We start from the raw sequence: 26,736 nt of genomic DNA on the forward strand, positions 1-26,736 counted from the left end.
TGCCGGCCAGCGGCCGGCACTACCAGATGAAACCATTTTTGCATCGCAGCACGATGCCCGTTCTGGTTTAGGCTTGGGGTCTGGATCCGTTGACCGAGGCCTGTGCGTCGCCGATGAACGAGTACCGCAGCAGCATCGAGTTTGCTTCCCCCGATCTTCCGCTTCGCGATGATGTGCGCCGGCTCGGCGCGCTGGTCGGCGACCTGCTGGTTGAACAGGTCTCCGCCGCCTTCCTCGACGATGTCGAAGACGTGCGCACCCGCGCCATCGCCCGCCGCGAGAACCAGGCGCCGTTGTCGGAGCTGGCCGATGGCCTGGCCGGGCGCACGCCGCAGCAGGCCGAAACCATGGTGCGGGCCTTCAGCACCTACTTCCAGGTGGTCAATATCGCCGAGCGCGTGCATCGCATCCGCCGCCGCCGTGACTACCAGCGCGCCGGTACCGCAGGGGCGCAGCCCGATGGCCTGCAGGATGCACTCCAGCACCTGAAGGCGCAGGGCGTGGGCCTGGACGAGCTGGCGCAGTGGCTGCCGCGCATCGATATCGAGCCGGTGTTCACCGCACATCCGACCGAGGCCGTGCGCCGCGCGCTGCTGGAAAAAGAGCAGCTGATGGTGGCCAGTCTGGTCGACAACCTCGACGGCCAGCGCACGCCGGGCGAGGCCGCTGCCGATGCCGCGCGTTTCCGCATGGCGCTCACGGCGTCGTGGCAGACTACCGACTCCTCGCCGGTGCGGCCCACCGTGGATGACGAGCGCGAGCACGTCGGCTTCTATCTGGTGCAGGTGCTGTACCGGGTGATTCCGGTGCTGTACGAATCGCTGCAGCAGGCGCTGCGCGATACCTACGGCGAAGAACTGCCGCTGCCGCGCCTGCTGCGCTTCGGTACCTGGGTGGGCGGCGACATGGACGGCAACCCGAACGTGGATGCCACCACCATCCGCAACACGCTGGATGCGCAGCGGCAGGCGGTACTGGGGCGTTACCAGAAGGAACTGTTGCAGCTGGCCAGCCTGCTCAGCCAGTCCACCGAGCGGGTGGGCGTGAGCGATGCGCTGCAGGCGCGCGTGGTGCGCTACCAGCAGCTGCTGCCGCTGGTGCAGTCGCGCCCGCGCCATGCCGACATGCCGTACCGGTTGCTCAACGACCGCATGCGTGCGCGCCTGCAGGCGACGCTGGACGATGACGAGGGTGCCTACGCCGGCCCTGCTGAACTGATCGACGACCTGCAGCTGATCCTCGACAGCCTGCGCGCCAATCGCGGCGAACATGCCGGCGGCTTCGCCGTGCAGCGCCTGCTGTGGCGGGTGAAGACGTTCGGTTTCCATCTTGCGCGGTTGGACGTGCGCCAGGAATCGAGCGTGCATGCGCGTGCGCTGGCCACCGTGCTGGGCGGCGACACAGCGTGGGACGGTCTGGACGCATTGGGCCGCGCGGGCCTGCTGGCGCCGCATGCCAGTGGTGACACGCCGTTGCCGAAGGGCGACGACGAAGGCAGCCAGCGCCTGGATGCGGTGTTCGCCGCCTTGGCCGATGCGCGTGCGCGCCATGGTGGCGATGCGCTGGGCAGCTACATCATCTCGATGGCACACGACCGCAGTGACGTGCTGGCCGTGCTGGCGCTGGCACGCCGTGGCGGCCTGGTGGAAGAGAGCGGGGCGGTGCCGCTGGATATCGCGCCGCTGTTCGAGACGGTGGATGACCTCAAGCGCGGCACCGCGACCCTGCGTGACCTGCTGGCCGACCCGATCTATCGCGCGCACCTGCGTGCACGCGATGACGTGCAGATGGTGATGCTGGGCTATTCGGACAGCAGCAAGGATGGTGGCATCGCTGCTTCGCGCTGGGGCCTGCAACGTGCGCAGGTGGAACTGCTGGAGGTGGCGGCCGAGGCCGGCATCCGCCTGACCTTCTTCCATGGCCGTGGCGGTTCGATCAGCCGTGGTGGCGGCAAGACCACGCACGCGGTCGATGCGTCGCCCCGCGGCAGCATTGATGGCCGCCTGCGGGTGACCGAGCAGGGCGAAGTGATCCATCGTAAGTACGGCATCCGTGCGTTGGCGCTGCGCTCGTTGGAACAGGCCACCGGCGCGGTGCTGCGCGCCAGCCTGCGCCCGCGTGCCGCCGAATCCCGCGAGGATGAGTGGCGACCGGTGATGGACGTGGTGTCATCGGCCAGCAGCGAGGTGTACCGCGCATTCGTTGGCCAGGCCGGTTTCATGGACTACTTCCGCGCCGCCACGCCGATCGATGTGATCGAGCGGATGACGCTGGGTTCGCGGCCGTCGCGCCGGCTAGGCCAGGACGCGGCGTTGGGCAACCTGCGTGCGATTCCGTGGGTGTTCGCCTGGAGCCAGGCACGCGCGGTGATTCCCGGCTGGTATGGCGTGGGCAGTGGCCTGCAGGCGGCGGTTGATGCCGGCCACGAACAGACCCTGCGCGACATGGCGCGAGACTGGCCGTTTTTCCGTACGTTCCTGGACGACATCGCGATGGTGCTGTCCAAGGGCGATATCACCATCGCCGAGCAGTTCTCCCTGTTGTCGGGCGACCTGCACGGGCGTTTTTTCCCGCAGGTGCAGCGCGAACTGGAACTGACCCGTCACTGGCTGCTGGCGCTGATGGGCCAGCAGACGCTGCTCGACCACGATGCGCGGCTGTCGCTTTCGATCCGCCTGCGCAATCCCTACGTCGATCCGATCAGCGTGCTGCAGGTGGATCTGCTGCAGCGCTGGCGGGCCAGCGGGCGCGAGGATGACGACCTGCTGCGCGCGCTGGTGGCCTGCGTGAACGGTGTTTCGCAGGGCGTGCAGAACACCGGATGACCCTCTGCATCCGCCGGGCATGGTCCGGCGCTACCTGCCTCGGTGGGTGCGTGGCTTGCCCCGCACGCCCTCATTCTTCCGGCGACGGCGGGTTCGATGCCAGCAGTTCCAGATGGCGCTGCTCCATTTCCTGGCGCAACTGGCGGCGGATCAGCGCGGCCGCCTGGCGACGCTTCTCGTCCGACGTGACCGGCTGCAATGACGGCACCGGCGTCGGCCGGCCCTCCTCGTCCACCGCCACCATGGTGAAGAAGCAGCTGTTGGCATGGCGCACGCTGCGCTTGAGGATGTCCTCGGCCACCACCTTGATGCCGATCTCCATCGACGAGGTGCCGGTGTGGTTCACCGAGGCCAGGAAGGTGACCAGCTCGCCCACCGCGATGGGCTGGCGGAACATCACCTGGTCCACCGACAGGGTGACCACGTAGCGGCCGGCATAGCGGCTGGCGCAGGCGTAGGCGACCTGGTCGAGCAGGCGCAGGATCGCGCCGCCGTGGACCTTGCCGGAGAAATTGGCCATCTCCGGCGACATCAGCACGGTCATGGACAGCTGGTGGGTTTTCAGTTCGGTCGACATGGCCAGATTGTATCGGCAACCGGGTAGTGCCGGCCGCTGGCCGGCAACCACGCGATTGTTTCCGGAGGCCATGAAAAAGCCGGCCAGCGGCCGGCTCTACCGAAAAAGAGAAGGGCCGCTTGCGCGGCCCTTCTTCAGGGACAGCCGACTAACAGTCGGCTCTACCCGTCGGCTCTATCAGCCGACTTTACTTCAGCTTCGCATCGGCGCGCAGGGCGGCGGCGCGGTCGGTCTTCTCCCAGGAGAAGGCCGTGGCGTTGACGGTCTCGCCTTCGCCGTTGAGGTAGCTGAACTCCTTCGGCTTGCGGCCGAAGTGGCCATAGGCCGCAGTCTGCTGGTACATCGGGTGCACCAGGTCCAGCATCTTGATGATGCCGTACGGGCGCAGGTCGAAGTGCTTGCGGATCAGCTTCTCGATCTTGTCGTCGCTGATCTTGCCGGTGCCGAAGGTGGTGACCGAGATCGAGGTCGGCTCAGCCACGCCGATGGCGTAGGAGACCTGCACTTCGCAACGGTCGGCCAGGCCGGCGGCAACCACGTTCTTGGCGACGTAGCGGGCCGCGTAGGCTGCCGAACGGTCGACCTTGGACGGGTCCTTGCCGGAGAAGGCGCCACCACCGTGACGGGCCCAGCCGCCGTAGGTGTCGACGATGATCTTGCGGCCGGTCAGGCCGCAGTCGCCCACCGGGCCGCCGATCTCGAACTTGCCGGTCGGGTTGATGTGGAACTTGGTGCCCTTGTGCAGCCACTTGGCCGGCAGCACCGGCTTGATGATCTCTTCGCGGACGGCCTCGATGAGGTCCTTCTGCTTGATGCCCGGGGCGTGCTGGGTCGACAGGACCACGGCGTCGATGGCCGAGACCACGCCGTTTTCATAGCGCAGGGTGACCTGGCTCTTGGCGTCCGGGCGCAGCCAGGACAGCGGCGAGTTGCGCTTCTTGCGGATCTTGGCCTGCTGCTCGACCAGGCGGTGCGACAGGTGGATCGCGGCCGGCATGTAGCTGTCGGTCTCGTTGGTGGCATAGCCGAACATCAGGCCCTGGTCGCCAGCGCCCATTTCTTCCGGCTTCTTGCGATCCACGCCCTGGGCGATGTGCGGCGACTGCTTGCCGATCAGGTTCAGCACGCCGCAGGTGGCGCCGTCGAAGCCAACGTCGGAGCTGTCGTAGCCGATGTCCGTGATGACCTTGCGGGTCAGCGCTTCCAGGTCGATCCAGGCGCTGGTGGTGATTTCACCGGCCACGATGGCAACACCGGTCTTGACCATGGTCTCGCAGGCCACGCGGGCGCGCTGGTCCTGGGTCAGGATCGCGTCCAGCACCGCATCGGAGATCTGGTCGGCAACCTTGTCCGGATGGCCTTCGGAGACCGACTCGGAGGTGAAGAGATAGCTGGACATCAGGCGTAATATCCCTTGATTCGGATGGAAAGATGGGCGCGAATGATACACGGGGTGCGCCGCCTGTGCATTGTGAACCTGTACCGGTTGCCGGTGGTTAAGCCCTTGTAGGCCCGGCAGGGGCCGTCCGGCCGGGATTGGGGCCCAGCGTCGAGGCCCAGTGTTCCACCAGCGTGACAACGGGCGGGCGCCGGGCCCCCCGACCGCGCAGGCGGCGGCCCTGTCGACAAGACGGGCCGGCCGTCATCGTTCTGCCCCAAAACCGCCATCTGGCTGCCGCCTGCCGGGCGCAGGCTGTCGGCCAATCCGGCCGCCGGGCACGAGCGAACTCGCCATGCAGGAACTCGAACAGCGCCTCCAGCAACGCTTCCCCGATTGGTTCCATGGCCGTCGAGGCCAGCTGGCGCGGCCGCTGCTGCGCAGCGTCGGCCGCTGGTCGCGGTTGGACCAGATCGAAGCGTTCCTGCAGCGCAGTGCAGGATTGCGCGGATTCGGCTTCGTCGCCGCCGGCCTGGAATTCATCGATGGCCAGTACCAGGTGGACCCGGCCGCGCTGGCGAAGATTCCCGCCACCGGCCGCCTGCTGATCGTCGCCAACCACCCCTCCGGGGCGCTGGACGCCCTCGCATTGCTGGACGCGGTCGGCCGCATCCGCCGCGATGTGCGGATCGTGGCCAACGATCTGTTGGGGGCGATCGCGCCACTGCAGGACCTGCTGCTGCCGGTGCGCATCCTTGGCGGCAAGGCGCAGCGCGGCAGCCTGCATGCGGTTGAGGAGGCGTTGGCCGCCGAGCAGTGTGTGATCGTGTTCCCGGCCGGCGAGGTCTCGCGGCTGTCGCTGCGCGGCATCCGTGATGGCCGCTGGCAGCGCGGGTTCGTCCGCTTTGCCCGCGCTGCCGGTGCGCCGGTGCTGCCGGTGCGTGTGGAAGCGCGCAACTCGGCGCTGTTCTACGGCGCCTCGACCCTGTTCAAGCCGGCCGGTACCGCGCTGCTGGCGCGCGAGATGTTCACCCGTCGTGGTCGTCCGCTGCGGCTGAGCATCGGTGAGCCGATGCAGCTGGGCAAGGGCGGTGACCCGGGCGCACAGCTGCTGGCGGTACGCCGCGCGCTGTATGCGCTGGGCCGCAATGGCGCGGCCGGCAATGCCGCTGCCTGCGCAGGCCCGGAGCCGCTGGCCGCCCCGGTGCCGCCCTCGCAGGTAGCCGCCGGCATCGCCGCGGCCACGCAGCTGGGCCAGACCGCCGATGGCAAGCAGATCCTGCTGGCCACCTGTACCGCCGATTCACCTCTGCTGCTGGAGCTGGGTCGCCTGCGCGAACTGACCTTCCGCCAGGTGGGTGAGGGCACCGGGCGCAGCCGTGACCTGGACGACTACGACCCGCGGTACGAGCACATCGTGATCTGGGACGCGGCCGCGCAGCGCATTGCCGGCGCGTACCGGATCATGCGCGGCGCCCATGCGCTGGCCCGGCACGGCCTGTCCGGGCTCTACAGCGCGTCGCTGTTCCGCTATTCCGACGATGCCATCACCCACATCGCCGAAGGCCTGGAACTGGGCCGCAGCTTCGTGGTGCCCGACTATTGGGGCAGCCGCAGCCTGGATTACCTGTGGCAGGGTATCGGTGCCTACCTGCAGTGCCGGCCGGGCATCCGCTACCTGTTCGGCGCGGTGTCGATCAGCGCGGCACTGCCACGTGATGCACGCGAGCAGCTGGTGGCGTACTACCAGCGCTACTACAGCGGTAGCGCAGGCCTGGCCGAATCGAACCGGCCGTTCCAGTACTTCGTCGCGCCGCCGAGTTTCGGCGAGCTGGATGCAGGCGCCGCGTTCGATGTGCTCAAGGCCAACCTGGCCGCACTCGGCACGGGGGTACCAACGCTGTACCGCCAGTACACCGATCTGTGCGAACCCGGTGGTGCCCGCTTCCTCGCCTTCGGTGTCGACCCGGACTTCAGTGATTCGATCGACGGCCTGATTGAAGTGGACCTGTGCGCGATCCGGCCGAACAAGCGCAAACGCTACCTGCGCGACGCGGGGACGCCGGCATGAGCGCGCTGGCGAACCTGTCGCCGCACCGGCGCGCAGTGTTCGTCTCCGATGTGCACCTGGGTTCACGTCACTGCCATGCCACCGAGCTGGCACGGTTCCTCTCGCAGCTGCGCTGCGAACGGTTGTATCTGGTCGGCGACATCATCGACCTGTGGTGGATGGCGCATCGCCGCGCCAACTGGCGGCAGTCGCACAGCGAAGTCATCCAGGCCCTGCATGCGCTGCGCCGTGCAGGCACCGAGATCGTCTACATTCCCGGCAACCACGACGCCTCGCTGCGGCAGGTGTGCGGACTGATGCTGCCGGCAATGCAGGTGCGCCGCCGTGCCATCCACGTGACCGCCGATGGCCGCCGGCTGCTGGTCGCACACGGCGACGAGTACGACGGCGTGACCCACTTCGGTGGCCTGCAGGAAAAGTTCGGCGACTGGCTGTACTACCGGATCCTCACCGGCAACCAGGCGCTGAACGCGGTGCGGCGCGTGCTGGGCATGCGCTACTGGTCGCTGTCGGAGTTCCTGAAGAAGCGCAGCGGTGCCGCCGAACGCTACATCGAGCGCTTCGTGCAGGCCGGGCTGGACGACGTGCGCCGGCGCGGACTGGATGGCATCGTCTGTGGCCACATCCACCGCGCTGCGTTGATTGAACGCGATGGCCTGGTCTATGCCAACGACGGTGACTGGGTGGAGAGCCTGACCGCACTGGCCGAAGACCACGATGGCGCGCTGCGCCTGCTCGACCACAACGGCCAGACTCTGGTGGAGCTGCCGGGCGCGCGGATGTCGCAGGCGGCGTAGCCTGCCTTTTGTAGAGCCGAGCCCACGCTCGGCTGCCGTTACACGCAACGAAGAGCAGCCGAGCATGGGCTCGGCTCTACGAAGACCCCACAAACGTGTGGTCATCGCGCTAGCATCGGCCGATGGATTCATTGACCCAGATCGTGCTCGGCGGCGCCGTCGCTGCCGCCATCGCCCCGCCCGGCCATCGCCGCGCGGCCCTGCTGGCCGGTGCGGCGCTTGGCACCCTGCCGGACCTCGACGCCCTGTGGCTCGGCTTCACCGCCGCCGACCCGGTGGCGAACATGATCGAGCACCGCAGCTTCAGCCATTCGCTGTTGGTGCTGCCCTGGGTGGCTGCACTGGTCTGGTGGTTGTTCAAGCGCTTCGGCAACGGCCGCGTCGCGCAATCGCCGGTGCGCTGGTTCTGGGCGATCCAGCTGGCGCTGGTCACCCATCCGCTGTTGGATGCGTTCACCGTCTACGGCACCCAGCTGTGGTGGCCGTTGCGGCCACACCCGACCATGGGCTCCAGCGTTTTCATCATCGATCCCGGCTACACGGTGTGGCTGCTGCTGGGCTGCGTGCTGGCCTGGTTCGGCCGCGCTCGGTCCTGGGCAGGCAAGGTGTTGGGTGTGGCGTTGCTGGTCAGCAGTGCCTACCTGGGCTGGGGCCTGATCGCCAAGGCCCAGGTCGACCGTGCCGCGCAGCAGAGCCTGGCGGCGATGGGCCTGGGCGATGCACCGCGCTTCTCGGTGCCGATGCCGTTCAACACCCTGCTGTGGCGGGTGGTGGCGATGACGCCGACCGGCTACGTGGTGGGCGACCGCTCGCTGGTGGCCGACCACGGGCCGATGCAGTTCGAAGGCCACGCGTCCAACGTGCAGGCCTTCCGTGAAGCAGGAGGCATCCCGGCGGTGCAGCAGCTGACGTGGTTCAACCGTGGCTTCATGCGTGCGCAGGTGGTGGACGGGCGGCTGGTGCTGAGCGACCTGCGCATGGGGCTGGAGCCGGACTACACGTTCAACTTTGTCGTGGCCGAGCAGGTCGACGGGCAGTGGCGGCCAATCACGCCCGAGCAGGTGCGGGCGGATTACAGCAGTCCCGCCGCGCGCGCCGACGCCGGGCGCCGGCTTGCCGCGATGTGGCAGCGCATCTGGCACGAGCCGGCAGCCTCCGCGACCGGTGCCGCGCACCCATAGATCCACGCCATGCATGGATGGCGCGAACAACAGCCACGCATGGCATGGCTCTACTGCGGAAGGCGGTTGAGCTTGATCGAACGGTTCAGCACCTGGCGCGGCACGTTGGCGATATCGAAACCGACGAACGCCAGCAGGAACTGCAGCCCGGAAATCAGCGCGACCATGGCGATCATGATCGTGCCCACCGGCGTAGCCACATCGGCCTGCGCCGATCGCACCCAGTGATATAGCCCGAACAGCCCGCCGAAGGCGAGCAGGCTGCTGCCGGCGATCAGCTCCAGCGAGGCGATGCTGAGATCACGCAGGAAATAGTTGTAGGCAATGCGCTTGAGCGTGTTGCGCAGGTGCTTGAAGGTGAATTCGCCCAGGACGCGGCCGATGCGCAGGTTGCTTGTCTCGTCGGCGTAGTGCGCATCCATCGCCACATCCTGCACCACGGCGCGCACGGTGTTCAGGCGGAACAGCATGTCGGTCTCGAAGAAGTAGCGGTCGCTGACCGCATCGAGCTTGAGGTGGCTGGCAACCTTGGCATGGATGGCGGTGTAGCCGTTGGTCGGATCGAACACCTGCCAGTACCCGGATGAGGCCTTGGTCATGAAGGACAGCAGCAGGTTGCCCAGCCGTCGCACCGGGGGCATGCGGCGGATGTGGGTCAGGTTCCAGAAGCGGTTGCCCTTGGTGTAGTCGGCGTGGCCGTCGGCGATGGGCGCGACGAAGTCCATCAGCAGTGCCGGGTCCATCTGCCCGTCGCCATCGACCTTGACCAGAATGTCCATGCCATCGGCGATCGCCGCGCGGTAACCGGTCTTGATGGCGCCGCCGACGCCGCGGTTGTGCGGATGGAACAGCACGGTGATGCGCGGGTCGTTCGCTTCGGCCTGGATCAGCCGGCCGCTGCCATCGGGGCAGGCATCGTCCACGCAGTAGATCGCGGTCACCACCGGGTCGATCGCGGCCAGCACCGCCAGCACGTGGCGGGTCACCTTGTAGCAGGGAATCACCACGGCGATGCGGGGTGAGGCAAGGGCGTGAGCTGCGACATTCATGGTGGGGCTCACTGTAGCGTGCCATCTGCAGGAAGCGACGGCGGTGCCAGCAGAACCGTGGCCGGTACTACCACCTGGTCTCCCTGCAGCACACGGGGGGCATCGCCATCGGTCGCCACCGCAACGTGGTGATAGCGGTTGAAGGTGAAGTTGAATTCATTGTCCGGCATGTCAGGGAAGTACCTGCCGAAGTAACCCATCTGCGGCAGGTACAGCACGTGGTTGACGGCAGGGATGCCGAGGCCGGGCAGCAGCCCGCCGTAGGCCCCGGGTGCAACCAGCACACCGTCGGCATTCTTGCGGGCGCCCTGTGCCTGCAGCGCCTCCAGCACGGCAGCGCGGTCCATCGCGAAGATCGGTCCGGCAGGCTGCACAGGGTTGAACAAGCCATTGCCCAGCAGGTTGGCCAGTGCGGCCGTGGCCAGCACCAGGCTGGCGGCATGCACCGACAGCTTTGGGCGGCGGGCGGCAATGGCCAGTGCCGCCAGGCAGAGGTAGGGCAGTGCGTCGGCGGCGCTGTGCAGGCGGCTGAACTGGCCTTCGCCGAACAGGAACTTGGCCACGGTGCCCATCATCAGCAGCGCAGCCAGCAGCAACAAACGCCTGCGCTCCAGGCGCACGCCGCATCGGACCAGGATCATTGCGCAGCCGATGTTGATCAGCAGGCCGAGCGCCAGCAGCGCGCGAGCAGGGGGCACCATCGACAGCCCGGTCAGCTTGCCGACCAGAACGGGCACGGGCAGGAAGATCCAGCAGGCGATCAGCAGTACGCCTGCAGCAAGGGTCAGCACGCTGCCGCGGTGGCCGTGCGCCCATTCGCGCAGTCGTGCGCCATCGGCAAGCACCAGCGTGAACAGCGGCAGCAGGCTGCCGAGTACGGCGATCTCGCACTCGTTGGAGGCTTTGAATATCGGCAGCGGTGCGAACCTGTAGGTCATCAGGTTCGGGAAGACGTGCGCGAACAGGGACGTCAGCCCGACGCCGCCTCCGGCGCTCTGGCGCTGGCCCGGATACACCGTGTTGCGCACGATCGGGATGATGTCGTGGAAATAGCCGACGAACACGGCCAAGGCCATCGCACCTGCGATGCCGGCATCGATCAGTCGTGGAAGCGTGAGGGCATCGCGGCGGAAGGCGAGTACCAGTACGGCCATGGCCAGCAGCGAGGAGATGATGAAGGGCGGATAGGAGACCGCGATTACCCAGGCCGCGAGTGCATACGCGCTGGCCGCGATGCGCAGCCAACGATTGCCGATGCGCAGCCAGGCTGCGGCGGCCCAGGGTGCCAGGGCAAATGCGCCGGCATTGCTGGTCCACCAGACCTGCACGAATGGGGCGAAGAAAAGCGTGGCCGAAACCAGCACTGCGGCCAGTACCGGCATCCGCAGTTGGCGCAGGAACAGGGCCCATCCGCTCAGGAAGGCCATGGCCATGAACATGAAGAAGAACGAATACGCGTTCGCTGCGGGTAAGACGAAGAACGCCCAGTGGTAGGGCTTGAACAGCAGTCCCCAGTCGAGCAGCGGCAGCGCCTGGAAGGTACGCAGCGACTCGTGGTAAGGCGAGTACGCGTTGATCTGGCCGAAGTCGTTGTTGACCGCGATCTGGATGTAGGGCGTGAACACGATCCACTCGTCGCTGCGGATCATGCGGGCGCTGCCGAGCAGCGGGTGCTGTGGTGCCAGGCCCAGATACTCGTAGGCCAGCGAGTAGGAGGATGGCGTCAGCGCGAATGCGACATAGAGAACGCACAACAGCGCGACGATTCCGGCGAGCAGGCGCGTCTGGCCGGGCAGGAGCCCGCCCGGACTCGCATCATGGGCGGGGAAAGGCGTTCGGCCGCTGTCACTCATCATGCGCTCGCAGGTAAGGTCCATCCATGCGCGACGTACCCGCACACCGATGCCTGAGGGCAATAGAGGGGGATCCCGGCACGCGCCGTTCCGAGGCCGGGACTGCGGGATTCTAGCCGGTTGCCGCCGGAGCCGCTGGCCGCCCGATGGCGAGGATGGGCCTCAATACACCGTGGCGCGGCCCTGGACGAACGAGTAGAAGAACACCGCGTTGGGATCGTTCTGCACCAGGCGGAACTCGCGGCGCATGCCTTCCACGGTGTCCTCGTCCACCGCGCCGGCCTGCAGCAGCTGGTCGGCGGCCGACAGCAGCAGCTGTTCCCAGAACGCGATCATCGTCTTGCGGCGTGCCGGTTCGCGGTTGTCCAGGTGGATGGTCTTGATCTCGGTATGCACGTCGCGGAAGCCGCCGGCCAGCAGCAGGTTGCCCAGCTTGGCGCCGACGAACGGGTCGCCGCCGTGGTCGTACTGGAAATCGTTGAAGGCCATCCAGTAACGCCAGATGTGCGGCGAATACGGGTCGAGCAGGAACGAGGCGTTCATCACTTCGGTGATGTACACCGGCGAACCCGGGGCCAGCACCCGGCGCACTTCGCTCAGCACACGTGCTGGTGACGGCACGTGCTCCAGCACCCAGCACAGGAACGCCGAGTCGAAGCTGCGCGCCTCGAACGGCAGCTCGCCGGCGTCGGCCTGCTGCAGGGTGTAGCGGTCGCTGCACCACGGCGTGCGCGCCAGGTTCTCGCGCGCGGTGGCCAGCTGCGTTTCGCTCAGGTCCACGCCGGTCACGTGCAGCTCCGGAAAGCGGCGCAGCAGGATTTCGGTCTGTGCACCGACGCCACTGCCAACTTCCAGCAGGCGACGCGCGCCGCTGTAGTCGATCTGGCCGAAGATGCTCGATTCCAGCAGCCGTGCCTGGGTCATCAGGCGCTGCTGCTCGGTGCCGGAGAATCCGTGCAGGTAGGTCGGGGAGGAAATCGGCGGGGTCATGGGGCGGGCTCTTGTAGCGTCGAGCGTGGCAGTACGCTCAGGCAGCAGACGACAGTGCCGGTTCCCCGGCGATCAGGCGGTCGAAGTATTCGCTGGTCAATGCGATCTGGCTGGCCGGATCCTCGGCACGGTTGACCACCGCGCGGAAGGCGGCATTCTCCGGCCGGTCCTTGGCATACCAGCCCAGGTGCTTGCGCGCGATGCGCACGCCCTGTGGCTCGCCGTAGAACGCATGCAGCGCGTGCAGGTGGCCGAGCAGGATGTCGCGCACCTCGGCCAGCGACGGTGGCGGCAGTTCCTCGCCGGTGGCCAGGTAGTGCGCCACTTCGCGGAAGATCCACGGCCGGCCCTGAGCGGAGCGCCCGATCATCACCGCATCCACGCCGGTTTCCTTCAGGACGTAGGCGGCCTTCTGCGGTGAATCGATATCGCCGTTGGCGATCACCGGAATGCGCAGCGCGGCCTTGATCTCACCGATGGTGGCGTACTCGGCCTGGCCGGTGTAATGCTGGTCGCGGGTACGGCCGTGCACCGCCAGTGCCGCAATACCGCTGTCCTCGGCGATGCGTGCGATCAACGGGCCATTGCGATGGTCGCAGTCCCAACCGGTGCGGATCTTCAGCGTGACCGGCACGTCCACCGCGTTGACCACGGCCTCGAGGATGCGCGCCACCAGCTGCTCGTCGCGCATCAGTGCCGAACCGGCCCAGGCGTTGCACACCTTCTTGGCCGGGCAGCCCATGTTGATGTCGATGATCTGCGCGCCGTGGTCCACGTTGTAGCGTGCAGCCTCGGCCAGCTGCTGCGGCTCGGTGCCGGCGATCTGCACGCTGATCGGGGCCGGTTCGCCGTCATGGTCCATGCGGTGGATCGATTTGCGCGTGTTCCAGAAGCGCGGGTCGCTGATGGTCATTTCCGAGGCGGCCAGACCCGCGCCCAGCCGTTTGCACAGCAGGCGGAAGGGCTTGTCGGTGACGCCGGCCATGGGTGCCAGCACGACGTTGGGGGCAATGGTGTAGGGGCCGATCTGCATGCGCCCATTGTAGGGCGCGGGCGGCGGTACGGCCGTGTCAGGCCCGCCTCGGTTCAGGCCGATCGGCACCCAGCTCATGCCGTACCGGCATCAACAGATGCTTGACGGTTGCTTCCGCCGCCCCCAAGGGCGGGCGATGGTAGGCGGCTACCCCAGGCTCTGCCAGGCCTGGCGGGCACCCAGCGCGAAGGCCAGCCCCAGGCCGAGGCAGACCAGTGAACTGACCACCCAGAAGCGCCGGCCGTTGTAGCCGGGCCGGAGCAGCGCCAGCCCGAAGCCCATCGCCGCGCGCAGCAGCAACAGCAGGGCGATGCTTGAGAGGACCAGACGACTGGCTGGCAGCGGCGAATGCCAGCCCGCGGCCGCCAGTGCATACAGCGTCCAGGCCACCAGCACGGCTGTAATGCCGGCGGTCATCAGCGGTGGCCACCAATGCCCGGCCTGCGCCAGCCGGACCATGCGCGGGCCAGCGCCGAACCACCGGTACCAAGGGGCGCCAAAGGCAATGCAGCCGATATGCAGCAAGGCCGCGATGGCACTGCCGGCGGCGGCAACCAGCAACCAGGGGAATCCGTCCATGTCATGCCCGTGCAAGAAAGCTGCGCGGATGGTGGGTGAGGGGCGGGATGCGGGCAATGCGACAGGCGGTCGCGGCCGCTGGGAACTGGCCAAAAGAAAAGCCCGGGTGTCTACACACCCGGGCCCTTTCATCCACGCATGGCGTGGAATTACTTGGCTTCAGCGTCGGCCGGGGTGAAGCGCGGCATGGCCGCTGCAGCGCCTTCCTTCTCGGTCGAACGGCCAGCGAACTGGTTGGCGAAGCGTACGTGACGGGCGAACGGGGCGTCGGCCACCTGCGCCAGCGACGCGGCCAGCGCACCGTTGAAGGCGTCACCGGCACCGGTGGTGTCGATCGCCTGCACCTGTTCGGCGCCCACGCGGTAGTACGGCTGGGTATCGCCGCGCAGGTTCTCGTCGGCATGCGACACGAACACGCCCACCGAACCCAGAGTCACCACCACGGTGCCGTTGCCGACCAGCTTGCGGCACAGCGCGTGCAGGCTGGCGCCATCCAGCGCAGCGACGTCGTTGGCATCCACGCGCTCACCGACATGGCGGCCGAGCAGGGCGGCGAACTCGGTCTCGTTCGGGGTGATCACATCGGCCAGCTTGAGCAGGCCGATGGTCGAAGGGGCGTCGGCCGGTGCGGTGTTGAGCACGGTGATGACGCCGGCCTCGCGGGCCGTGGCCAGCGCTGCTTCAATGGTCTGCACCGGCGATTCCAGCTGCACCAGCACCACCTTGGCGCCGGTCAGAAGGGCCTGCTGCTGTTGCAGGAAGTCGGTGCTGAGCGCGGCGTTGGCACCCGGGCCGATCACGATGGTGTTGCGGCCACGGGCATCGACGTAGATGCCGGCGGTGCCGGTCGGTTCGCTGCTGGCTTCGGCGATCAGCCCGAAGCCGTCCTGCGCGGCCAGCTCGCGGGCGGTGGCGCCACCGGCGTCGTCGCCCAGCGCGCAGACGAAGTGGGTGTCGGCACCGGCGCGGCAGGCTGCCACGGCCTGGTTGAAGCCCTTGCCACCGGGGCCGGTGCTGTAACGGCCGGCAATGGTCGCACCCGGTGCCGGCAGCGACTCACACCGCCACACGTGATCGACATTGAAGGAACCGACGACAACGACACTGCTGCTCATAGGGAATCTTTTCTCAACCAAGGGTTCAACTGAAGTGCGTCAGCACGCCGGCGATGGTCGCCGTCATGAAGGTGGCAATGGTACCGCCCAGCACGGCGCGCAGGCCGAACTTGGCCAGGTCGTGGCGACGTTCCGGGGCCAGGCCGCCAATGCCGCCGATCTGGATCGCGATCGAGCTGAAGTTGGCGAAGCCGCACAGCGCGTAAGTAGCGATCAGGCGGCCTTCTTCGGACAGGCTCACGCCGGCGATCTGGCCGTTCACGATCTGCGACAGCTCGGTGTAGGCCACGAACTCGTTGATCACGACCTTCTGGCCGATCAGCGAACCGACGGTGGTGGCATCGGCCCACGGGGTGCCGATCACCCAGGCGATCGGGGCCAGCACGTAGCCGAAGATGGTCGACAGGTTGGTCGGCTTGCCGATGGCGGCGGCCAGGCCGGTCACATCGCCGATCCAGGTCAGCGGTGCGTTCAGCAGCGCGATCAGGGCGATGAAGGCCAGCAGCATCGCGCCGATGTTCAGCGCCAGCTTCAGGCCGTCACCGGCGCCGGCAGCAGCCGCGTCGATGATGTTGCTGGAGGTCTTTTCGACTTCCATCTTCACCGTGCCGCGGGTGAGCGGGGTGCCGGTTTCCGGGATCAGCAGCTTGGCCACGACCAGCGTGGCCGGGGCCGCCATGATGCTGGCCGCCAGCAGGTGCTTGGCGTAGAAGGCCTGCTGCGCCGGATCACCGCCGCCGAGCATGCCCACGTAGGCCGCCAGCACGCCGCCGGCGATGTGCGCCATGCCGCCGATCATCATGGTCAGCAGCTCGGACTGGGTCATCTTGGCGATGTACGGACGCACGGTCAGCGGCGCCTCGGTCTGGCCGATGAAGACGCTGGCGCAGACGCTGGTGGTTTCCGCACCCGACACGCGCATCACCTTGGTGATCGACCAGGCCATCACGCGCACGATGCCCTGCATGATGTTGAGGTGGTACATCACCCCCATCAGCGCAGAGAAGAAGATGATGGTCGGCAACACCTGGAAGGCGAAGATGAAGCCGTAATTCTTGGTATCCATCAACGAGCCGAAGATGAAGCCCGAGCCTTCGTTGACGTAGCTGAGGATCTTGACGAAGCCCTTGCCCAGCGCGTCGAACACGTCGCGCCCGCCCGGCACCAGGATCACCAGCGCCGCAAAGGCGATCTGCAGAGTGATACCGGTGGCAACCAGCTTCCAGTCAACCGCGCGCTTGTTATTGGAAAACAACCAGGTGATGCCGATCAGCACCGCCAACCCGAACAGGCCGAAGCCGATCCTGCCCAAACCTTCGACCATGTGAGTGACTCCCCTGGGGCGTCGCGAAAAACGGGAAGCCTAGTGCAGGGCAGGGGCCGGGGCAAGAAAAAGCAGCGTGCGCGCGGCCATCGGTGCCGATCAGGCCAGCAACGGCAAGGGCTTGCGGCTGGCGGTGGCAGGTAGAATGGGGCTCGATCCCGGCCCGGATGCGGGCCCGCAGCAGGAGATTCGCATGCAATACCGTCGCCTGGGCTCCACCGGCCTGCCGATTTCCGCCCTGTCCTTCGGCGCCTGGGTGACCTTCGGTGACCAGATCCCGCGCGACGAGGCCCGCAACCTGGTGGCCGCCGCCTGGGATCATGGCGTCAACTTCTTCGACAACGCCGAGGGCTATGCCAACGGCCGTGCCGAACAGGTCATGGGTGACGTGATCACCGACCTGCGCCTGCCACGCGACGGCTTCTGCGTGTCCAGCAAGGTGTTCTTCGGCAGTGCCAAGGACCCGCGGCCGACCCAGCGCGGCTTGTCGCGCAAGCACGTGACCGACGCCTGCCATGCCGCGCTCAAGCGCCTGCGGGTGGACTACCTGGACCTTTATTACTGCCACCGCCCGGATCCGGAGGCGCCGATCGCCGAGACCGTGCACGCCATGGACACCCTGGTGCGGCAGGGCAAGATTCTCTACTGGGGCACCTCGGAGTGGTCGGCGGCGCAGATCCAGCAGGCGCTGGACATCGCCGAGGCGCGCAACCTGCAGGGCCCGTCGATGGAGCAGCCGCAGTACAACCTGCTGCACCGCGAACGGGTGGAGGTGGAGTACGCACCTCTGTATGCCGGCGCTGGCCTGGGCACCACCATCTTCTCGCCGCTCGCCTCGGGCCTGCTCACCGGCAAGTACGACCAGGGCATCCCGGCCGATGCGCGGCTGGGGCGGGAAGGCATGGAGTGGTTGCAGGACCTGGTGCTGGGTGCTGAGGCCGAGGCCCGCCTGGGCCAGGTGCGCCGATTCAGCGAAGTGGCACGTGCGCTGGGCCAGGCGCCTGCCACGCTGGCGATTGCCTGGTGCCTGCGCAACCCGAATGTCTCCAGCGTGATCCTCGGCGCCAGCCGGGTCAGCCAGCTGCTGCAGAACCTGCAGGCACTGGACGTGCTTGAGCAGGTCGACGCCGCCGGCTGGGCCCAGGTCGAAGCCGTCTTCGCCTGACAGCCCTTTGTAGAGTCGAGCATGGCTCGACTCTACGGAGGCGCCGCGCTCATATTTGATTGATGCAGTCTATTGAATTTCCGAATTCGATCATTAATCTCATCAATGAAATTGAGAATGGTTGTTGATTGTCAACTGAGAATCATTATCATTTAACTCGTCCCTCGCACGAGTCCAGATGCTCATGAATGCTCAACCTGTACTGCTGCGCCCCGAAACGCTGACCCTCCGCGATCGTCCGGTCCGCGTCGTTCCGCCGGAAGAGGTCATCGACAGCGAAGCCCTGCTCAAGGGCCGTCGTGAAATCCTGATCCAGCACGGCGACCGCTTCTATCGTCTGCGGCACACCAGCAACGACAAGCTGATCCTGACCAAGTAATCGCGGCCTGGTCGCCCGCCTCCCTCCCTCCTGCCGGCTGCGCCGACAGGGTGGGCGGCCCGTCCGCTCCCGCTCTCTCCCCCTCGGTCTACCGCGTGCACCTTCCGGGTGTGCCGGTAACCGGGGGTTCCCCTGCCTGACCGAATGAACCTGATGACCCGCCATACCGCCCTGTGTCTCGCTGTCTGGATGGCTTTGCCGCTGTCCGCCCACGCTGCCGCCGCCGCTGCGCCTGATGCGCGCGAATTCGATCGGGTGCAGGTCACCGCCACCCGCACCGAGCGGGCCGTGAGTGACGTGGCGGCCACCGTGGACGTCATCGACCGTGAGCAGATGGACCGGCACCTGGTGCAGGACATCAAGGATCTGGTGCGCTACGAGCCGGGCCTGTCGGTTACCCGCAGCGCGACCCGCTTCGGCCTGGATGGTTTCCGCATCCGTGGCCTGGACGGCAACCGCGTGCGCATCCAGACCGACGGCATCGTCATGCCGACGCGGTTCGACATCGGTTCGTTCGCCAGTTCCAACCGCAACTTCACCGACCTCGATACGCTCAAGCGCGTGGAGATCGTGCGCGGCCCGGCCAGCTCGCTGTACGGTTCCGATGCACTGGGCGGCGTGGTGGCGTTCGTCACCAAGGACCCGGCCGACTACCTCAAGGACGGCAAGAACAGCTACTTCGGACTGAAGTTCGGCTACGACGGCGAGTGGAAGGGCCTGCTCGGCGGTGCCACCGCCGCTTTTGGTGGCGACCACTGGAGCGGCCTGGTCAACGTCAACCACCACCAGGGCCAGGAGTCGGACAACAAGGGAACGGTGCGCAGCGACAACGACACCCGCACCGCGTCCAATCCGCAGGACCGCGACGGCCGCAGCCTGCTCAGCAAGCTGGTTTATGCGCCGAGCGAAGACCAGCGCTTCCGCCTGACCGTGGAAGGCAACGAAGACACCACCGATACCAACGTGCTCTCGGCAATTGCCAGCATTGCGCCGCCCCCCGGCGCGCTCGCTGCCGCCACTGGCATGAAGTCCCACGACACGCAGAAGCGCACCCGCGTCTCCTTCGCCCACGAAATGGACGCGCTGGACCAGCCGTTTGCCGACAGCCTGCATTGGCAGGTGTATGCGCAGAACAGCGAAACCCGGCAGCAGACCGACGAAACCCGCACCGACGGCAGTCGTCGTCACCGCGTGTTTTCCTTCGACCAGCATGCCTATGGCCTGCAGGCGCAGTTCAACAAGGCCTTCAGCACCGGTGCGGTCGAACACGCGTTGACCTACGGCTTCGAGGGCACGCGCACCGAGATCCGCCAGAAGCGCGACGGCTACCAGGTCAACCGTGCCGGTGTGGTCAGCAACACCGTTACCCCGGACACCTTCCCGGTGCGTGACTTCCCGATCAGCAAGACCACCGAGTTGGGCCTGTACGCGCAGGATGAAATGCGCCTGGCCGACGGCAAGCTGTCGCTGGTGCCGGGCGTGCGCGTGGACCGCTACGAGCTGAAGCCGGAGGTGGACAGCATCTTCGCCGAAGACAATCCGACGACCGCCGTAGCGCAGCTGAAGAAGACCAGCGTGTCGCCGAAGCTGGGCATGGTCTGGCGCTTCACCGACCAGTGGTCGCTGTTCGCCGGGTATGCGCGTGGCTTCCGTTCGCCGCCGTACAACGACGTCAACATCGGCCTGACCAATGTCGCCTTCCGCTATACCGCCATCGCCAATCCGGATCTGAAGCCGGAAACCAGCGATGGCTACGAACTGGGCCTGCGCTTCATCGCGCCGGCGGCGTACGTCAGTGTCAGCGGCTACTACAACGACTACAAGGATTTCATCGAGTCCAACGTCGATACCGGCCGCAACGCGCAGGGCTTGACCGTGTTCCAGTCGCAGAACATCGCTGATGCGCGGATCTACGGAGCGGAAATGAAGGCCGGCATCGAATTTGGTGAACTCAGCCCGGCGCTGAAGGGCTGGGCGCTGCGCAGTGCGTTGGCATGGTCGCGTGGTGACAACCGGACCGATGACGAACCGCTGGCCTCGGTCGATCCGTTGCGTGGCACGCTGGGCCTGATGTACGACACCGACAGCTGGGGCGTCGAACTGGCCGGCACCTTCGTACAGCGCAAGAAGCGCTTGCCGCCGCCTGCTGAGCAGACCAATCCGAACGCACCGGCGCCGTTCGTCTACCAGCCGGCCGGCTACGGCGTGCTGGACCTGATGGCGCACTGGAACTTCGCACCGGGTGCTACCTTCAATGTCGGTGTGTTCAACCTGGCCGACAAGCGCTACATCGAATGGTCGTCGATCACCCCGAGCCTGATCACCAATCGCGCACTGAGCGATCGCTACAGCAGCCCGGGCCGCACCTTCTCCGCCAGCCTTGCCGTTTCCTGGTGACCTCATGAGCCGAGCATTGTCCGCACGCAGGAATGACTCCATCGCCGCGCCGCACAGCGCGGCCTGGCCAACCCCGGCACAGCTGGCCACGCTCGGCACCGTGTTGTGCCTGTACCACGCCGACGGCAACGAGCTGGGCGGCTGGCGCCAGGCGGTGCGTGTACATGCCTGCCAGGGCGTGGACAGTGAAGGCCTGCGCGAAAGCCTGTGCTTCCTCGATGGCCGCGGTCGCTGCGTGTGGCGCCTGTACCTGCTGCCGGACAGCGATTTCCTGGCCTGGGACCGGCTGGTGGCCGCGTTGCCGCCGGGACCGGAACACGACAGCGATGGCAGCGTCGGTGAACGCCTGTGGCGGCGCCTGGCCGGCCATCTCGGTGGCCAGCGCTGGCGCCTGTGCGCGCTGCGCCTGCATGCCGCCGACGACGGGCGCACCCTGGCTGCCAGCCTGTCGACCCTGTCTTCGCTGGGCGCGGTCACCGCACGCCGCATCGCACGCCTGGAAAACGCCGAAGGCGAACTGGCGATTGACGACTGCTGCTGTGCCGACGCCGCCCGGCGTCCGGCGCCACGAATTCCCGGCGACCTGCCGCTGATCCGCCTGTGACCCTCTCCTGATGGAACGCCCGTTGGCCACGGATGGCCCCTCAATGAATCTGCAACCCCGAAGGAAGACCCTGATGAAGCTCCAGACAGCCAGCGCCATGCTGCTGCTCGCCGCCAGCGGCGTGGCCAGCGCGCAGCCCTCCGATATCGCCCGCGACCACGACAGCATCCTTGCCATGCAGGGTGAGTACACCGTGGACTTCGCGTTCGACGAGACCGTGCTGCTGAAGCCGGGCTACGAGCGTGCGCCGGCGATGCGCAGCGGCGGCAATGAAGTGGTCATCGTGGTCGAAGACACGCCGAAGCGCATCGTGCTGCAGCACCTGCTGCTGGACGAGAAGAGCGGCCACATCACCAAGCACTGGCGCCAGGACTGGGTGTACGAAGCACCGAACCGTTTCGAGTTCAGTGCCGACCAGACCTGGAAGGTGCGCAGCATTCCGGCGGCGGTGAACCAGGGCGCCTGGACCCAGTGCGTGTACGAAGTGAGCGACGCACCGCGCTATTGCGGCACCGGCACCTGGACCTACACCAACAACGTGCCGAGCTGGACCAGCGACCTGAGCTGGCGTCCACTGCCGCGCCGTGAGTACACCAAGCGCAGTGACTACAACGCGCTGGCCGTGATCAACCGCCACACGCTGACCCCGAACGGCTGGACCCACGAGCAGTTCAACACCAAGGTGCAGCGCAACGCCGATGGCAGCCAGGTGGAGATCGCCCGCGAGTTCGGCTTCAACGACTACGTGAAGACCACCGAGGTCGACTTCACCCCGGCGCGCGACTACTGGAAGGCCACCGCCGGTTACTGGGCAAAGGTGCGCCAGCGCTGGGACGGCTTCCTCGGCCAGGCCCCGGGCGTGCACCTGAAGACCAAGATCGACGGCATGGCGATGATCATCCCGATGTTCACCCAGGCCGAAGAGATCCAGGCCGGCAAGAAGGTGAAGGACAAGCAGATCGACGACGTGTTCGCCAAGTACGTGGAAAAGGCCCTGTAGGTCGAGCCATGCTCGACTCATGGCGCGGATCCTCTGGTCAGGTGCCGCGCCGCATATCCGCTCCTGGTAGGTGCCGAGCTTGCTCGGCACGCTCTTCGTTGGCGATTGCACACCGCATCCACGCATGGCGTGGATCTACCGTGCCGCATATCCGCTCCTGGTAGGTGCCGAGCTTGCTCGGCACGCTCTTCGCCGGCGATTGCACACCGCTTCCACGCATGGCGTGGATCTACCGCGCCGCATATCCGCTCCTGGTAGGTGCCGAGCTTGCTCGCACGCTCCTCGCCGGTGATCGCACATCGCATCCACGCGTGGTGTGGATGTGCCGTGCCGGATATCCGTTCCTGGTAGGTGCCGAGCTTGCTCGGCACGCTCTCCATCGGTGATCGCACACCGCTTCCACGCATGGCGTGGATCTACCGCGCCGCATATCCGCTCCTGGTAGGTGCCGAGTTTGCTCGGCACGCTCTCCATCGGTGATCGCACACCGCATCCACGCATGGCGTGGATCTACCGTGCCGCATATCCGCTTCTGGTAGGTGCCGAGCTTGCTCGGCACGCTCTCCATCGGTGATCGCACGCTGCATCCACGCCATGCGTGGATGCCCTGCACTCAGGACACCGGCCCGCTCAAGGTGGTCAGGTCCAGCCCGGCGTCCTGGAAGGCACGCAGGGTGGCCTGCAGGCTCGCCTCGTCCTCGCGGGTGCGGACGCCCATGACAGCTTGGTGGCAACGCACTCGATCCGTGCTGCAGGCGCTCCGGTCCGGCAGCAGCAGCGCGGTCTGTGCGACGAGGATCGCCATGTGCGCCACTTCCTTTCTCGGCTTCGGTTGGCCCCGGTAGAACCGGTCGAACTCAGCACGCAGGTCGGCCACCACGTCGGTATCGCTGCGCGTGCGTGACACGCTGGCCGGAACCAGAGAGGTCGGGTGGCCCTCGTGGAAGGCTTGCGCCTCGTCGGCCAGCACCGTTTCCAGTACGAAGGCCTGCACCGCGTCAGGAACATAGCCCTCCGCCGCGCGGGCGTCTGCAGGCAGCATCGCACCGAGCAGCGGGGAACTGGCCAGAAGGATGCGCAGACAGAGGCCGTATTTCATCTTCATTCCTTGAACCTCGGGAGCGGGGGAGCAACGTTCAGCGCTTCCGGACGATCTGATCGAGTGGGGCGCGCAGCATACCGCCCGCCCCACCGGTGTGTGTCGCAACCGCATCACGCCTCGCGCAGGGCCAGTGCCGGCGAGGTATGCAGGATGCGCCGCGTGCCCCACCAGCCGGCCAGCAGGCTCAAGCCGATGCCGACCACACCGCCGATCAGCAGGCCCGGCCACGGCGGCAGCAGCGGCAGCTCGAACACCTTCTGCGAGACCGCCACGCCGATGGCTGCGGCGGCGCCCACCGCCAGCAACGCTGCCAGCGTGCCCAGCGCGCCGAACTCCACCAGCACCGCGCCGCGCAGCTGGCGCCGGGTCGCGCCCAGCGTGCGCAGCACCGCGCTGTCGTAGCGACGCTCGCCCGCCGTGGCCTGCAGCGCGGCCAGCAGCACCAGCACGCCGGCCAGCAGGCTGAATACCATCACCAGCTGCACCGCCTGTGCCACCCGTTCCATCACATCGCGCACCTGCGAGATCACCGCATCCACATCCAGCAGCGACAGGTTCGGCTGCGCGCGTACCAGCTCGCCCAGTCCGGCCGCCTTGCCGGCCGGTAGATGGAACGCTGACAGCAGGTTGTGCGGGGTGTCGCCCACCGCATTCGGGTTCAGCAGCACAAAGAAGTTCGGCCGGAAGGTGTTCCAGTCGGCCTTGCGCACACTGGTTACGGTGAACTCGCGTTCCTGCTCGCCCACCGCGATGGTGATGCGGTCGCCCGGGTATACGCCGTAGCGCTTGGCCCAGCCGATTTCCACTGATGCTTCCGGCGCCGTGCTGTCCGCTTTCCAGAACGTACCGTTGACCAGCGTGTTGGCTGGCGGGAAGCTGCTGCGCCAGCTGAAGTTCAACGGCCGGTTCTCGTCATCGTCATCGCGCTGGGCTTCGCCGGACGTCTGCTGCCCGCTCTGTTCCGGCGAGCGGTCCACACGCAGCGGCGGCTTGCCGTTGATCGCGATCAGGCGACCGGTGGCCATCGGTTCGATGCTGGCGTCGTTGGCGCCCAGTCCACGCAGCGTGGCCAGCACGCTGTCGCGCTGTTCGGGCTGGATATTGATCAGGAAGTAGTTCGGCGTATCCGCGGGCAGTCGCTCGCGCCACTGCTGCAGCAGGCCGGGACCGGTCACCGCCAGCAGCAACAGCGCGCACAGCGACAGTGACAGCCCGACCAGCTGCATCACTGCCAGCAGCCGGCGCCGGGTCAGCGCCGCCAGGCCCAGTCGCCAGTTGCCGTGCAGGCGGTGCTGCAGGCCACGCAGCAGCTGCAGCAGCACGAAGCCGACCACGCCGGCGGCCAGCGCCAGCGCGGCCAGGCCGCCCAGCACCCACAACGCCAGCTTGAGGTCGCCGGTGACCTGCACCGCCAGCAGCAGACTGGCGGCCAAGGCAGCCACGTAGGCCAGCAGCGAGGCCGGTGGCAGAGCGGCGAAGGAACGGTTGAGCACGCGCATCGGCGGCACCCCACGCAGGCGCAGCAGCGGCGGCAGGCCGAAGCCGAACAGCAGCAACAGGCCGATGCCAGCGCCGGTCAGCGCTGGCATCGCCTCGGGCAGCGGCAGGCGCTGCGGCACCAGGCTGCCCAGCACCTGCACCAGGCCTTCCTGGGCGGCCATGCCCAGGCCGATGCCGAGCGCACAGGCCGGCACCGCCAGCATCAGCAGCTGCAGTGCCAGGCCGAACAGGATGTCGCGCTGGCGCGCACCCAGGCAGCGCAGGATCGCCACCTGATCGATGCGGCGCAGGGCGAAGCGGTTGGCGGCCAGTGCCGTGGCCACGCCGGCCAGCAGCACCGCCAGCAGTGCGCTCAGGCCGAGGAAGCGCCCGGCCAGGTCGAAGGCCTGGCGCACACCACGCTGGGTGTCGTCCACGCTCAGCAGGCGCAGGCCCTTGACCTGCGGCAGCAACCACTGGCGCAGCGCGGCAATCTGGTCGGCTGGCCCGGCGAACATCAGCCGGTAGTTGATGCGGCTGCCCGGACCGAGCAGGCCGGTGCCTTCCACATCGGCGCGGTTGACCAGCAGGGTCGGGGAAAGCGTAAGCAGGTCGCCGCCGGTATCCGGCTCGGCCTCGATGATGCCGGCGATGCGCAGTGTGCCGGCACCGAATTCGAGGTCATCGCCGGCCTTCAGCCCAAGCCCCTGCAGCAGGCGTGGGTCGGCATAGGCCTGGCCTTTGGCCGGCATGCCGGCCTTGTCGATCAGGGCGCCACCAGGCGTGGACCGTACCCGCAGCGTGCCGCGCAGCGGATAGCCTGCCTGCACCGCCTTGATGCTGGCCATCTGGCTGGCCTCGCCATGGAACAGCACGCTGCCGAAGCTGGCGATGCGGGTGTGGGCCAGTCCACGTCGCTGTGCCTCGTCGGCGAACGCCTGCGGTGGATCGTCGCGCCCGGCGATGCCAAGGTCGCCGCCGAGCATTTCCGCCGCGCTACCGGTCAGCGCCAGGTTGACCCGGTTCACCAGCGTGCCCACCGCGGTCATCACCGCCACACCCAGTACCAGCGCTGCGAACACCGTCAGCAGGTCACCGGCCAGGGCCTCGCGGCGCAGCGCGCGCCACGCGTGCCGCAGCAGGTTCATGCCTGTGCCCCGCGCTCGACCGGCAGCAGGCGGCCGTCGTCGATGCGATGGATGTACTGGCAACGCTGGGCCAGGCGCAGGTCGTGGGTGACCAGCACCAGCGTGGTGCCGCTGCTCGCGTTGAGTTCGAACAGCAGGTCGCTGATGTGCTGGCCGGTTGCGTGGTCCAGCGAGCCGGTCGGTTCATCGGCGAACAGGATGCGTGGGCGGGTGACGAAGGCACGTGCCAGCGCCACGCGCTGCTGCTCGCCGCCGGACAGCTGGCGCGGGTAGTGGCGGGCGCGATGGGCCAGGCCGACCTGGGCCAGCACCTCGTCCACCCGTGCACGGTCCTCGCGCCCGGCCAGCTCCAGCGGCAGCGCCACGTTCTCGGCGGCGGTCAGCGCCGGCAGCAGGTGGAAGCTCTGGAACACGAAGCCCACTTCGCGTGCGCGCAGCTGCGCGCGCGCTTCCTCATCCAGTGCCGCCAGATCGTTCCCGGCCAGGCTGATGCGGCCGCGGCTGGGCAGGTCCAGCCCGGCCAGCAGGCCGAGCAGGGTGGTCTTGCCGGAACCGGAGGCGCCGACGATGGCCGCGCTGGTGCCTTCATGGACGGTCAGGGTGATGTTGTCCAGTATGTGGACTTCACCCTCCGGGCCCTGCACGGATTTGCCGACCTGGTCGACGGCGATGGCAACGGACGCGCTGCGG

21 protein-coding genes are annotated in these 26,736 nt (G+C 67.3%); 9 read left to right on the forward strand and 12 right to left on the reverse strand.

Annotated features, from left to right (window positions below; all coding sequences use genetic code 11):
- The first annotated feature begins 113 nt into the window (after positions 1 to 113).
- Positions 114 to 2,825 (forward strand): phosphoenolpyruvate carboxylase, encoded by a 2,712-nt coding sequence (ppc, locus tag ACJ7C5_RS19085; protein WP_412704786.1) that lies wholly within the window; start codon positions 114 to 116, stop codon positions 2,823 to 2,825.
- A 70-nt stretch (positions 2,826 to 2,895) separates the two neighbouring features.
- On the opposite strand, the gene ACJ7C5_RS19090 is transcribed toward ppc, so the two are convergent.
- Positions 2,896 to 3,402, reverse strand: a complete 507-nt coding sequence (locus ACJ7C5_RS19090) for an acyl-CoA thioesterase (protein WP_412704787.1) — start codon at positions 3,400 to 3,402, stop codon at positions 2,896 to 2,898.
- Positions 3,403 to 3,589: 187 nt separating this feature from the next.
- A complete protein-coding gene (gene metK / locus ACJ7C5_RS19095; protein ID WP_088024342.1) occupies positions 3,590 to 4,801 on the reverse strand; it encodes a methionine adenosyltransferase in 1,212 nt (403 codons plus the stop codon).
- 334 nt (positions 4,802 to 5,135) lie between these two features.
- Between metK and olsF the strand changes: the two genes are divergently transcribed.
- From olsF to ACJ7C5_RS19110, 3 genes are all read left to right on the forward strand, one after another.
- The gene (gene olsF / locus ACJ7C5_RS19100) at positions 5,136 to 6,851 is read left to right on the forward strand and encodes a bifunctional ornithine lipid synthase OlsF (protein ID WP_412704788.1); all 1,716 of its coding nucleotides are present in this window, start codon (positions 5,136 to 5,138) and stop codon (positions 6,849 to 6,851) included.
- Positions 6,848 to 7,648: a UDP-2,3-diacylglucosamine diphosphatase gene (locus tag ACJ7C5_RS19105; RefSeq protein ID WP_088024349.1), complete on the forward strand. Its 801-nt coding sequence runs from the start codon at positions 6,848 to 6,850 to the stop codon at positions 7,646 to 7,648. Before olsF ends, ACJ7C5_RS19105 begins: the two co-directional genes overlap by 4 nt.
- 122 nt (positions 7,649 to 7,770) lie before the next feature.
- The gene (locus ACJ7C5_RS19110; protein ID WP_412704789.1) at positions 7,771 to 8,829 is read left to right on the forward strand and encodes a metal-dependent hydrolase; all 1,059 of its coding nucleotides are present in this window, start codon (positions 7,771 to 7,773) and stop codon (positions 8,827 to 8,829) included.
- A gap of 50 nt (positions 8,830 to 8,879) precedes the next feature.
- Here the strand turns inward: ACJ7C5_RS19110 and ACJ7C5_RS19115 are convergent, their stop codons facing one another.
- From ACJ7C5_RS19115 to ACJ7C5_RS19145, 7 genes are all read right to left on the reverse strand, one after another.
- Positions 8,880 to 9,878, reverse strand: coding sequence for a glycosyltransferase family 2 protein (locus ACJ7C5_RS19115; RefSeq protein WP_094000402.1), 999 nt, complete (start codon positions 9,876 to 9,878; stop codon positions 8,880 to 8,882).
- Positions 9,879 to 9,886: 8 nt separating this feature from the next.
- Complete coding sequence (locus ACJ7C5_RS19120) at positions 9,887 to 11,755, reverse strand: DUF7657 domain-containing protein (protein ID WP_485873435.1); 1,869 nt, start codon at positions 11,753 to 11,755, stop codon at positions 9,887 to 9,889.
- 138 nt (positions 11,756 to 11,893) lie between these two features.
- Positions 11,894 to 12,721 (reverse strand): methyltransferase domain-containing protein, encoded by an 828-nt coding sequence (locus ACJ7C5_RS19125; RefSeq protein WP_094000400.1) that lies wholly within the window; start codon positions 12,719 to 12,721, stop codon positions 11,894 to 11,896.
- Positions 12,722 to 12,758: 37 nt separating this feature from the next.
- Positions 12,759 to 13,754, reverse strand: coding sequence for a tRNA dihydrouridine synthase DusB (gene dusB, locus ACJ7C5_RS19130; RefSeq protein WP_412704791.1), 996 nt, complete (start codon positions 13,752 to 13,754; stop codon positions 12,759 to 12,761).
- Between the two features lie 147 nt (positions 13,755 to 13,901).
- Positions 13,902 to 14,333, reverse strand: coding sequence for a hypothetical protein (locus tag ACJ7C5_RS19135; RefSeq protein ID WP_106467097.1), 432 nt, complete (start codon positions 14,331 to 14,333; stop codon positions 13,902 to 13,904).
- A 149-nt stretch (positions 14,334 to 14,482) separates the two neighbouring features.
- A complete protein-coding gene (locus ACJ7C5_RS19140; RefSeq protein ID WP_094000398.1) occupies positions 14,483 to 15,448 on the reverse strand; it encodes a ribokinase in 966 nt (321 codons plus the stop codon).
- A 25-nt stretch (positions 15,449 to 15,473) separates the two neighbouring features.
- Positions 15,474 to 16,772, reverse strand: coding sequence for a NupC/NupG family nucleoside CNT transporter (locus ACJ7C5_RS19145; RefSeq protein ID WP_032129935.1), 1,299 nt, complete (start codon positions 16,770 to 16,772; stop codon positions 15,474 to 15,476).
- 193 nt (positions 16,773 to 16,965) lie between these two features.
- On the opposite strand from ACJ7C5_RS19145, the gene ACJ7C5_RS19150 reads away from it, so the two are divergent.
- From ACJ7C5_RS19150 to ACJ7C5_RS19170, 5 genes are all read left to right on the forward strand, one after another.
- The gene (locus tag ACJ7C5_RS19150) at positions 16,966 to 17,937 is read left to right on the forward strand and encodes an aldo/keto reductase (RefSeq protein ID WP_094000639.1); all 972 of its coding nucleotides are present in this window, start codon (positions 16,966 to 16,968) and stop codon (positions 17,935 to 17,937) included.
- Positions 17,938 to 18,121: 184 nt separating this feature from the next.
- Entirely contained in the window at positions 18,122 to 18,316 is a 195-nt protein-coding gene (gene hemP, locus ACJ7C5_RS19155; RefSeq protein ID WP_005412278.1) for a hemin uptake protein HemP, read from the forward strand.
- Between the two features lie 153 nt (positions 18,317 to 18,469).
- Positions 18,470 to 20,713: a TonB-dependent hemoglobin/transferrin/lactoferrin family receptor gene (locus tag ACJ7C5_RS19160; protein WP_412704792.1), complete on the forward strand. Its 2,244-nt coding sequence runs from the start codon at positions 18,470 to 18,472 to the stop codon at positions 20,711 to 20,713.
- Between the two features lie 4 nt (positions 20,714 to 20,717).
- The gene (locus ACJ7C5_RS19165) at positions 20,718 to 21,317 is read left to right on the forward strand and encodes a ChuX/HutX family heme-like substrate-binding protein (RefSeq protein ID WP_094000397.1); all 600 of its coding nucleotides are present in this window, start codon (positions 20,718 to 20,720) and stop codon (positions 21,315 to 21,317) included.
- Between the two features lie 73 nt (positions 21,318 to 21,390).
- A complete protein-coding gene (locus ACJ7C5_RS19170) occupies positions 21,391 to 22,317 on the forward strand; it encodes a DUF6607 family protein (protein WP_412704793.1) in 927 nt (308 codons plus the stop codon).
- Between the two features lie 613 nt (positions 22,318 to 22,930).
- Here the strand turns inward: ACJ7C5_RS19170 and ACJ7C5_RS19175 are convergent.
- The 3 genes from ACJ7C5_RS19175 to ACJ7C5_RS19185 all read right to left on the reverse strand — a co-directional run bounded on the left by ACJ7C5_RS19175 (position 22,931) and on the right by ACJ7C5_RS19185 (position 26,690).
- On the reverse strand, positions 22,931 to 23,422 hold the full coding sequence (locus ACJ7C5_RS19175) for a hypothetical protein (protein WP_412704794.1): 492 nt from the start codon (positions 23,420 to 23,422) through the stop codon (positions 22,931 to 22,933).
- Positions 23,423 to 23,529: 107 nt separating this feature from the next.
- Positions 23,530 to 26,046, reverse strand: a complete 2,517-nt coding sequence (locus ACJ7C5_RS19180) for an ABC transporter permease (RefSeq protein WP_412704795.1) — start codon at positions 26,044 to 26,046, stop codon at positions 23,530 to 23,532.
- Positions 26,043 to 26,690: an ABC transporter ATP-binding protein gene (locus ACJ7C5_RS19185; RefSeq protein WP_094000393.1), complete on the reverse strand. Its 648-nt coding sequence runs from the start codon at positions 26,688 to 26,690 to the stop codon at positions 26,043 to 26,045. Before ACJ7C5_RS19185 ends, ACJ7C5_RS19180 begins: the two co-directional genes overlap by 4 nt.
- Between the last annotated feature and the right edge of the window lie 46 nt (positions 26,691 to 26,736).

Source organism: Nocardiopsis yanglingensis (assembly GCF_045809185.1).
Taxonomy (GTDB): domain Bacteria; phylum Pseudomonadota; class Gammaproteobacteria; order Xanthomonadales; family Xanthomonadaceae; genus Stenotrophomonas; species Stenotrophomonas yanglingensis.